The organism is Sulfuriferula multivorans (assembly GCF_003851125.1).
GTDB lineage: Bacteria > Pseudomonadota > Gammaproteobacteria > Burkholderiales > Sulfuriferulaceae > Sulfuriferula > Sulfuriferula multivorans.
On record NZ_BGOW01000087.1, the window covers coordinates 1 to 8,678 of the forward strand.

Consider the following 8,678-nt stretch of genomic DNA (forward strand, 5'->3'; position numbering starts at 1 on the left):
GGTTCGGATGCGGCCGTGGGCGGCAGCAGTGTCAGGGTCGGGTTAGCGCTCACTGGATGCTCCCGGCCAGGTCGAAGATCGGCATGTACATCAAGACCACAATGCCGTCGGTATAGCCTTGCAGTTCGGCCTGGCGGGTGGCGTCGACCGGGTTCGCGGCATCGAAGGACAAGGCCGTCAGGCCTTCACCGGCGCGCATGGCTTTTACGCTGAAACGCATGCCGGGTTACCAGTTGGTGAGGTCGGCGTTTTCACCGGTGCCGCCGGCCTGACCATCCTTGCCCAGCGACAGCAGATCGTAGTCGCCGTGCTCGCCGGGGTTTTTGTACAGATAGGGCCGTCCCCACGGGTCGGGCGGCACGGCTTTGGCCAGGTAGGGGCCATCCCATTTCAGTTCGTTGGCGGGCTTGGTCACCAGCGCGGCCAGGCCTTGTTCGGTGGTGGGGTAGTGGCCGGTGTCGAGGCGGTATTGATCCAGCGCCTTGCCGAGTGAATCAATCTGATCCTTGGTGGCCTTGACTTCCGATTTGCCGATCTGCGCGAAATACTTGGGGGCGACATAGCCCACCAGCAATCCGATAATGACCATGACCACCAGCAATTCCAGCAGCGTGAAGCCGCGCTGCGCGGGCTGGGTTTGTTTGACTTGCGACATCCAGCGTCCTTTGATTGACAGGGCTAACAGTTGAGACGGCTTATGCTGCCTACCAATTGTTACTCAGGCATTACTGCAACAATTTTGGTGAAATTGGAGTGGGTAAAACCGTTTTTTTGGGAGCGCGGAATCGCGAGTCATGGAGCCGCCTTTATATTAAATGAATCAATGGAGGCGTACGCCAACACCCTCCTCGCTAAAGTTCATCCTTCATTTTGTTTCAAACTACCGGGAGACAAGGAAACAACCGAGATGAGACATCCGGGCTATGTTCTAGTCCTGACCGGACTCATATCCCGTCACATTAATCCGGCATGCTCGTCCGACAGCTTGAATTTCATGCTGTCGGATAAGTGCATCCCCTACTTTGCTTCATTGCAGGCAAGCGCTGCCGAGTCCATATGCCGCTCAAATTGTGAATGGAGAACATCATGCCTATACAGATTTTGAAAAAAAGCACTATCGCAGTAATGATTGCCGCGGCTTTCGCAACCATGGACTCTGCCCCATTGCTAGCTATGGAAGTCACGTATCAACCCTATATCCAGCCGGGAGACGCGAGCAACTTCGCACCCCACGACCTCAAAGTGATTGCATGGCAGACGGATGAGCCGACACCGAATCCGGCATCTTATACAGTTGAATACGGCAAGAGCCAAAATTACGGCGCTACGGCAACGACAAAAGGTCGCGTCGTGGATGATTATCTGAGCGCCGATCCTTCCCTGCCAAAGCCACCTACCGCGTCGGGCGCAAACGTCAACTACTATACGGTCCTCAAGGGTCTGAAATACGATACGACCTATTACTATCGCGTGACCGGGCCGGGTCTACCTGCGGACGGGTTCGCTGCATCCTTCCATACCCGCAAGCAGAACGGGCGCTTTTCTTTTGAAGTCATGGGGGATGAGGGCTTCTTCCCTGCCTTACCGAATTCGAATCCGGCTCGTCGAGTCAACTACGAAGCGCGCATCGTTCATCAAATGTACGAGGTGCACAACCTGTCCATTCCTGGCGTTCCGCAACTGCCGAAGCCTGATCTGGCTTTAAATACCGGCGACAATGTGTACTTCGATGGTGCTGAAGGGAACTACCGGGATTTCTGGATGCCGGTCTGGAACAACGACATCAGCTCGAACGAAACCGGCGCCCCTTTTATTCGCCACATTCCCTATTACATCGTTGCAGGGAACCATGATCTCGGCGGTACGGGAATCAGCGCCAACCTGCTCGGCACGGCAAACGCCGGCCGGTTCAGCGGCGGCACAGGTGGGGGTGATGCGCTGCAATATTTCAACAACTACTACTTCCCGCTTAACGGCCCCCTCGGTGTCGATCTGCAAAACATTTTCAACGGCGACAGCAGCGCGCCGACCGGTTTCTATTTCAAGTACAACGGCATCACCTATAATTCGCCCGCCGCCATCGAGGCGTTCCGCGCCAGTACCAGCGTGGATACCGGCAAAGGAAGCAAGCGTCAGATCGACTCCATGGGCAATTATTCGTTCGACCAGGGTAACGCCCACTTCGTGTTTCTGGATGGCAACCCCCATTTGTTCGACGCGCTCCTGAGCTACGCGCCAACCTATCAGAGTGCGCCGACGAGTTTCCCCGAGTATCCAAGCATCCTGCGCCAGTGGCTGATCAAAGACCTCGATTCGACCAAACAAACCTGGAAAATTGTGGTATTCCATCACCCATCGTTTTCGTCCGGCAATTTGACCATGCGCAATTTCCAGATGCGTCGCATCGCCAAACTCCTCGAGGACCACGGTGTCAATGTGGTGTTCAACGGGCACGAGCATAACTATCAGCGCACCTATCCCCTGCGCGCGCTAGCGTCCGTCGCCGACGCGCCGACTACGGCTGGCGGCCCGGCCGTAGCCATCGACAACTCCTTTGACGGGACGCGCAATACCGTCCCCGACGGAGTGATTTACCTGGTCGAGGGCGCAGGCGGAGAAGGTGGCCATGACAACGCTTTGGAAGCCACGCGCGGTTCAGGCAAGGGTGTCGATCAGGACGACGCCGCAACGGGCAGCTACTCTTACGGACCGGGATTGACCTTCCCCAATGGGCCGGCTTCCTGGCTGGATGATCATCTGACCGGAGCCGAGATGTCGCCTTTCATGCCCAACGCGGGACAGGGGCCCAAGATCACGGCACGCTTCAAAGCAAAAGTATTTTCTTTTGCTGACGTCGTGATCAACCACAACAAGCTGTCGCTCTACCAGATGTCCGAGCCGCTGTTAGCCACTTCATCGGCAACCCCCGCCAATCCGGCGCCCTTCGGCACTGACGTGAATAGCGTTCCGCTCAATGATCCGATTCCAGACACGTTGATCGATCCTGCAACCGGGCAGGTCGTATCTGAGCCGGCTGAAGGCACCTCCGCCCTGCTTGACACGTTCACAGTGACCAAACCGGAAGTGGACGAAACCCTCAAGGCGAAACTTTCGGCCCCACGCACTGTGGCGCCCGGAACCAAGCTGAGCTATACGTTAAGCGTCAACAACCGTACGGGCTACGCGCTAAACGGTACGCAAGCGGTAGTGACGTTGCCGAAGGGTGCCGCTTTTGCAGGTACGCTGGGTGATACCGTCACACAGCACGGCAGGGAGGTCGTGGTAACGATCGGGCGACTGGAACCGGATGAGACACGAAGTATTCAAGTCGAGGTTAAAGTCCCTGCCGTGAACGACGACAATGCTGTTCTGATCGCGTCAGCCAAAATTCGATCCGCGACGGCAATGCCTGTAGACACGGATGATGTGCGGACACGCATCGAGGATAACGGTAGAGACCACAAGCATCGCATATCTAGGAATGAGGAGCATATGTAACACGGGGGCTTCCAGTACCTCGTCGCAATGCATGCTGCACAAAGTACAGTGCAGCATGCACTCCAGCCCAATCTGAGGACGACGGATTAGCGTAGTCATGAGTGACGCCGTCGACATTGGTGAATCGGCTTGGCGGTTTGCAGCAGCTGGGCTGATATCCCATTTGAGAAAGTTGAGCAAGACGCCGTACCCGATGCGGCAACTCGAAGCGTGCCAAATCCTGCGTGGTGCAATACATATCCGTGCGGTTCAGGATGACGCATGTCTTTGTTACTCAACCCACCGGAAGAGCACATAAAACCGTTCTGATTCTCGGTGCTCCGGATGAAGCCTGACCCACAATCTTAAAAACAGCGACGACATCGCTATATGCAAAAGGTCGAGTCAATTCAGGTGGACGATTTGTAAGAGGTCCTTTTGGTTTGGTACATACGAAGGGCCGCAGATTGATCAATTTTCAATGCGCATCCATGCTGAGTAATAAGAATGCAATACAGCCATAGCATATTGTGGCTTGACTTATGCAAACGAGTTGTAAAAGCAAGCCAATCTGGTATGGCCTAATCTACAAGAAAGAACAATATGCTCGATGACCTGACCTTAATCAAGTACCACCCCACACTGGATCAAAATAGTCTGGCATCCATGGTTGCGGAAGAATCAGCAAGACCGAGGAACGGAACAAGAATGGATCGATACCCTAACATCGCCGCCTCTGAATTGCCCGACAGCCCGTCTGTTCGTCGTCTGCTCAGATATGTATCGCCGGCCGCGACAACCACGATCTGCATGGACATAGTGAATCGCTTCCTGGACGAAGAAAGCCTCTACGCCCTACCGGTGGTGGATTCCGCGAACAAGGCGATCACCCTTCTTGACCGACACATTTTTCTGGAATTTTTCAGCCGTCCTTACGTCCGGGAAGTATACGGCAATAAAACCATTGTCCATTTCCTGAACACAAAGCAGATGACGTACCAGACCAAAACCCCAATCATGGTCGACGCAGCAAGCAGCATCGATGACGTCGCCCAGATCATTATTGATGCCGGTATGCAACACATGGTGAGCGGATTCATCGTGACCCAGAATGAACAATACGCCGGCATCGCCAATGGGCATGACCTGCTCCAGGATATCACCCGTCGCAAACAGGACGAACTGTATTACCTGGCGCACTACGATCAGTTGACCAAAATTCCGAACAGGATGCTGTTCAACGATCGCCTCACGCAGGCGTGCCGGGAAGCGGTTCGCAAGGATACGCTGGTCGGACTGCTGTTTATCGACGTGGATCGCTTCAAGCAGATCAACGATTCTATGGGACATCGTTTCGGCGATATGCTCCTCGTCGCCCTGGCAGAGCGCCTGCAATCCTGTGCCCGGGATTGCGATACGGTGGGCCGCCTGGGCGGCGACGAGTTTGCGATATTGATGGATACGCCGCAAGACGCCGGCTCAATCAGCATGCTGTCAAAGCGCGTTGTTGATTCCATGAGAGAGCCGTTCCAGGTGATGGGCAAGGAGTTATACGTCACTGTCAGTGTCGGCACCTCGATCTTTCCGTCTGACGATGCCGAAATCGACGGCCTCTTCGCCAAGGCAGATACCGCCATGTACGAAGCGAAAACCAAGGGTCGAAATGGTTTCCAGGAATATATTCCAGGTCTTTCGATTTACAGTCCCGATCGAATGTCATTGGAGAGCGACCTGCGGGCAGCCCTAAGAAACAACGAATTTGTGTTGCATTATCAACCGCAGATCTGTCTGGCTACAAACCAGGTGGTCGGCGTGGAGGCGCTGATCCGCTGGCGCCATCCCAAGCACGGGTTGCTGTCTCCGGTACATTTCATTCCGACGGCAGAAGAAAATGGCTTGATTGTGGAAATCGGACGCTGGGTTCTGCGCGAAGCCTGCCGGCAATGCCGGCAATGGATCGACGCCCACCACGCAACACTAAGGGTCTCCATCAATATTTCCGCGCTCGAGTTCCGTCAGGCCGATTTCGTCGAGCAAGTGCGGGCGATTCTGAACGAAACCGGTATCGCGCCCAGCCATATCGAACTCGAACTGACGGAAAGCATCGTGATGCACAACGTCGGCGCCGTGCTAGCCATTCTGAACGAATTGAAGCGTATGGGAATTTTTCTGGCGATCGACGACTTCGGCACAGGCTTCTCCAGCCTGAATTACCTGAGGCGATTTCCTATTGATCGACTCAAAATCGACCAGTCCTTTGTTCAAGGTATCGACCACATCCCGGCCAACGAATCGATCGTGCGCGCGATCACATCGCTGGCGCACAATCTATCGATGGAAGTGGTTGCGGAAGGGGCCGAAAGCGATGCGGAACTGGCTATTTTGATGGCGTGTCAATGCAACGAAGCCCAAGGATACTGGTTTGCCAAACCGATGCCGGCAGACGACGTGATGCCTTGGGTTGCTGCTTGGGAAGACAGGAAAGCTGATTGAATCGCTGCGCCAGTATTGAAACACTTCAGTGGCGTAACGCGTATTACGCTGGTTCAAACTTGACCTATCCGCTTGACTGCCAATATTGAAGCCGGGTGAATACGCTCGCCACCGTTGAATGATTCTGTAACCGGCGCAATATTTATTCACCAGTTAAATCGAGAAGAATTCGAAGCCGCGCTTTGGTTTTTGTGTATCGATCCAGTCGCCAGTTTTGCATGATTGAAATAGCTAAATCGAAATCATCGTAGGGCAGCTCGTACAATGCTGCCAAATCAAATTTTTTCTTCAGACACAGCGCCCGGACCAGTTCTTTAAAAACGTCATGATGCGGAGTGCCCGTGTTGCTGGCGAGCCTATGCTCAAGCTTTTTCAAGATATTCATCTTGGCTCTCCTTTCCCTGAATGCGAGGGTTTCGCATGGCTTAACAATTTAACTAATATAAGTTCGACCCTACTACAATCAGATGGCAATCGTCATCATCGATTGAGTCAGCCGGATACGCATATTCAGTTGTAAGGATCGTCGTTCCGTGGTCTTAGATATCTTGGGCATGCCACTGCTGCCCGCCAACTCGACAAAGATGGCGTCGCCGTCATACGGGAAATGTGACAGCCGCATCTGACAAACCGGCGAACTATCAGCTCGGATTACGACTACCGCACATTATGAGTGGCGCATTTTGGGCATTCCAGTGGGACCTTTGCAAGCATTTCACCATGCTATGCACCCATTGCACGAGACCCTCTGCAGTTCACTCTGCAAGCTACTGAGATTAAACAGCACCAGCTGGCCCACAAATTTCACAGCGTCTGCAAACTACGTAGTAAGCACTCCTGAGTAATCACTGAATTTAAGGGTTGAGTCGTAGCAGGTCAAATAACTTTAGCTACTTAATATATTCTATACTATGTTAGTATTATACTTATAGCCAAAAGCAAGGACCACCATGCCCCCATTTTTCAAACTCACCCATTCAACTCCGCTTAACGGATTCCAGGACGACACGCGGGTCATCGTGAAAGGCAAGATTCGCCGCGGTGATGTGGCCAAACAACTGCTGCTGCAATTACCGGCTGCCACCAACGATCGGCTGAAAGCCGCTGTGCTGGGGCCACAAGCGCCCGGCATCGTGGGATTAATCGAATGGGCATTACAGGAGCTGGATCAGCAGAAAAAGATCCTCATCATCGAAAACGCTGGATGAGGGAAAAGCAGGAAGGGGTGGCGACGGATGTTAGCGCATCCGTCGCCGGCTCACAGAAATCACTTTTATGAGGAAGGAAATCACCATGAGCAATGCCAATTCTACTAAAAAACGTCTCGCCGATGGGAAAGATGCGGGTTTTATCATCGACCCGCAAGGAAAGTTGCTGGTGCCGGCCTCGTTTCAACTGGCACACATGGCCGAACAACGGGAGGCGATGGAAGAAAAAATACGCGAAGCGGAACAGGCCGCAGCTAAAGCCGATATGCAACATGAACCGAGTCCTTGGGATCGCATCCCCATCGAATCCTACGATTATTTCGAAGAATCCATAAAGCTGAATTTTCCGGATACGCCCGATACTGAACCGGTGCAGATATTCGATATCGACTCGGTCAAAGCGGCCCTCAAAAAATGGACCGGCGGTCATTCGGATCGTATTGCCAAAGTGCAGGACGCCTTTGACGACGTACTCAAAAATGGCGGTGCCCGTTATCTGCCCACCTTCACCAAAACCCGTATCCGGAATAGGTCGCGTTTCAATTTCAACAATGCGCTGCTCCCCGGTATCGACGCCAAGCTGCGTGCGTTGCGCGTCAAATTTCCGAATTTTGTGGAAGCCATCGAGTTGATCGATACCGAACTGCGTTTGCAGTCCCGATTGCCGGAGAGCGAATTTCGGTTACCGCCCATTTTGTTGTCAGGTCCGCCCGGCGTGGGTAAATCGTTTTTCGCTGCGGCGCTGGCCCAAGCCCTGGGGGTGGCCTACGAGAAACTGAGCGCGGGAGGCCTGCAAGGCGCTTTCTCAATCAATGGCACCAGCGCACACTACCGAGAAGCGATGCCTGGGGAGATATTCTTTGCGTTGTCCCGTAATGTCTATTGCTCTCCGGTCATTCTCCTGGACGAAATCGATAAAATCGCCGGCCACGTCGGCGACCCGATCGAGCCGGTCCTGCTGGATCTGCTTGAGCCCGAGACAGCCAGGTCCTTCAAGGATGAATGCATGATGCTGAAATTCGATGCCTCGCATATTATCTTCATTGCCACGGCCAACGAAGCCATATCAGCCCCCCTGGCGTCACGCTTTCATGTCATCCAGGTACCGCCGTTCACACGCGAGCAGCAACGGGATGTGGCGAGTCAGATTTTTAGTGATTATTGCGACTCGGTGGGAGTGGCTCTAGGCGCCGACCCGGATATGCTCGCCACCCTGGCGAACAATGATCTGAGGTCCTATTCGCGCGCAATCCGATTTGCGGTAGGGAATGCGTTGCGTGCAGATCGGGACAGGCTTTTGTCGGCCGACTTTGCTTTGTTCGCAAGCAGGAGAATTGGGATGGGGTTTTTATGAGGGGGTGTCGTAGATGTCTGATTAGACGTGCCGGCATAAAAAAACCAAACGCAAGCTAGATAGTGTCGTCACGAGATAGCGAGCCAAAGCACCAAGCAGCGTATGCGGACTGCGGCCAGGAATGAGGAAGCGTTTTTAACGTAGCG

The 8,678-nt window shown here is 53.8% G+C and carries 7 protein-coding genes; 4 read left to right on the plus strand and 3 right to left on the minus strand.

The genetic code is table 11. The features are described from left to right. Window positions 1-49: 49 nt before the first annotated feature. Both EI185_RS18100 and gspG read right to left on the minus strand, forming a co-directional pair. On the minus strand, window positions 50-220 hold the full coding sequence (locus EI185_RS18100) for a hypothetical protein (protein ID WP_189836464.1): 171 nt from the start codon (window positions 218-220) through the stop codon (window positions 50-52). 6 nt (window positions 221-226) lie between these two features. Beyond that, window positions 227-655: a type II secretion system major pseudopilin GspG gene (gene gspG, locus EI185_RS17790; protein ID WP_124706475.1), complete on the minus strand. Its 429-nt coding sequence runs from the start codon at window positions 653-655 to the stop codon at window positions 227-229. Window positions 656-1,086: 431 nt separating this feature from the next. Between gspG and EI185_RS17795 the strand changes: the two genes are divergently transcribed. After that, entirely contained in the window at window positions 1,087-3,498 is a 2,412-nt protein-coding gene (locus EI185_RS17795; RefSeq protein WP_189836465.1) for a metallophosphoesterase, read from the plus strand. Between the two features lie 582 nt (window positions 3,499-4,080). Beyond that, window positions 4,081-5,970 carry an EAL domain-containing protein gene (locus EI185_RS17800; protein ID WP_124706477.1) on the plus strand — a complete coding sequence of 630 codons (1,890 nt, stop codon included), beginning with the start codon at window positions 4,081-4,083 and terminating at the stop codon, window positions 5,968-5,970. Window positions 5,971-6,112: 142 nt separating this feature from the next. Here EI185_RS17800 and EI185_RS17805 read toward each other — a convergent pair whose 3' ends face one another. Beyond that, window positions 6,113-6,355, minus strand: a complete 243-nt coding sequence (locus tag EI185_RS17805; RefSeq protein ID WP_124706478.1) for a hypothetical protein — start codon at window positions 6,353-6,355, stop codon at window positions 6,113-6,115. A 565-nt stretch (window positions 6,356-6,920) separates the two neighbouring features. Between EI185_RS17805 and EI185_RS17810 the strand changes: the two genes are divergently transcribed. After that, window positions 6,921-7,178: a hypothetical protein gene (locus EI185_RS17810; protein WP_124706479.1), complete on the plus strand. Its 258-nt coding sequence runs from the start codon at window positions 6,921-6,923 to the stop codon at window positions 7,176-7,178. 85 nt (window positions 7,179-7,263) lie between these two features. Continuing rightward, window positions 7,264-8,532 carry an AAA family ATPase gene (locus tag EI185_RS17815; protein ID WP_189836466.1) on the plus strand — a complete coding sequence of 423 codons (1,269 nt, stop codon included), beginning with the start codon at window positions 7,264-7,266 and terminating at the stop codon, window positions 8,530-8,532. Window positions 8,533-8,678: the final 146 nt, after the last annotated feature.

Excerpts from the sequence above, each read along its gene's own strand:
- EI185_RS18100 (WP_189836464.1), bottom strand. The coding sequence starts at position 220 with ATGCGTTTCAGCGTAAAAGCCATGCGCGCCGGTGAAGGCCTGACGGCC.
- gspG (WP_124706475.1), bottom strand. The coding sequence starts at position 655 with ATGTCGCAAGTCAAACAAACCCAGCCCGCGCAGCGCGGCTTCACGCTG.
- EI185_RS17795 (WP_189836465.1), top strand. The coding sequence starts at position 1,087 with ATGCCTATACAGATTTTGAAAAAAAGCACTATCGCAGTAATGATTGCC.
- EI185_RS17800 (WP_124706477.1), top strand. The coding sequence starts at position 4,081 with ATGCTCGATGACCTGACCTTAATCAAGTACCACCCCACACTGGATCAA.
- EI185_RS17805 (WP_124706478.1), bottom strand. The coding sequence starts at position 6,355 with ATGAATATCTTGAAAAAGCTTGAGCATAGGCTCGCCAGCAACACGGGC.
- EI185_RS17810 (WP_124706479.1), top strand. The coding sequence starts at position 6,921 with ATGCCCCCATTTTTCAAACTCACCCATTCAACTCCGCTTAACGGATTC.
- EI185_RS17815 (WP_189836466.1), top strand. The coding sequence starts at position 7,264 with ATGAGCAATGCCAATTCTACTAAAAAACGTCTCGCCGATGGGAAAGAT.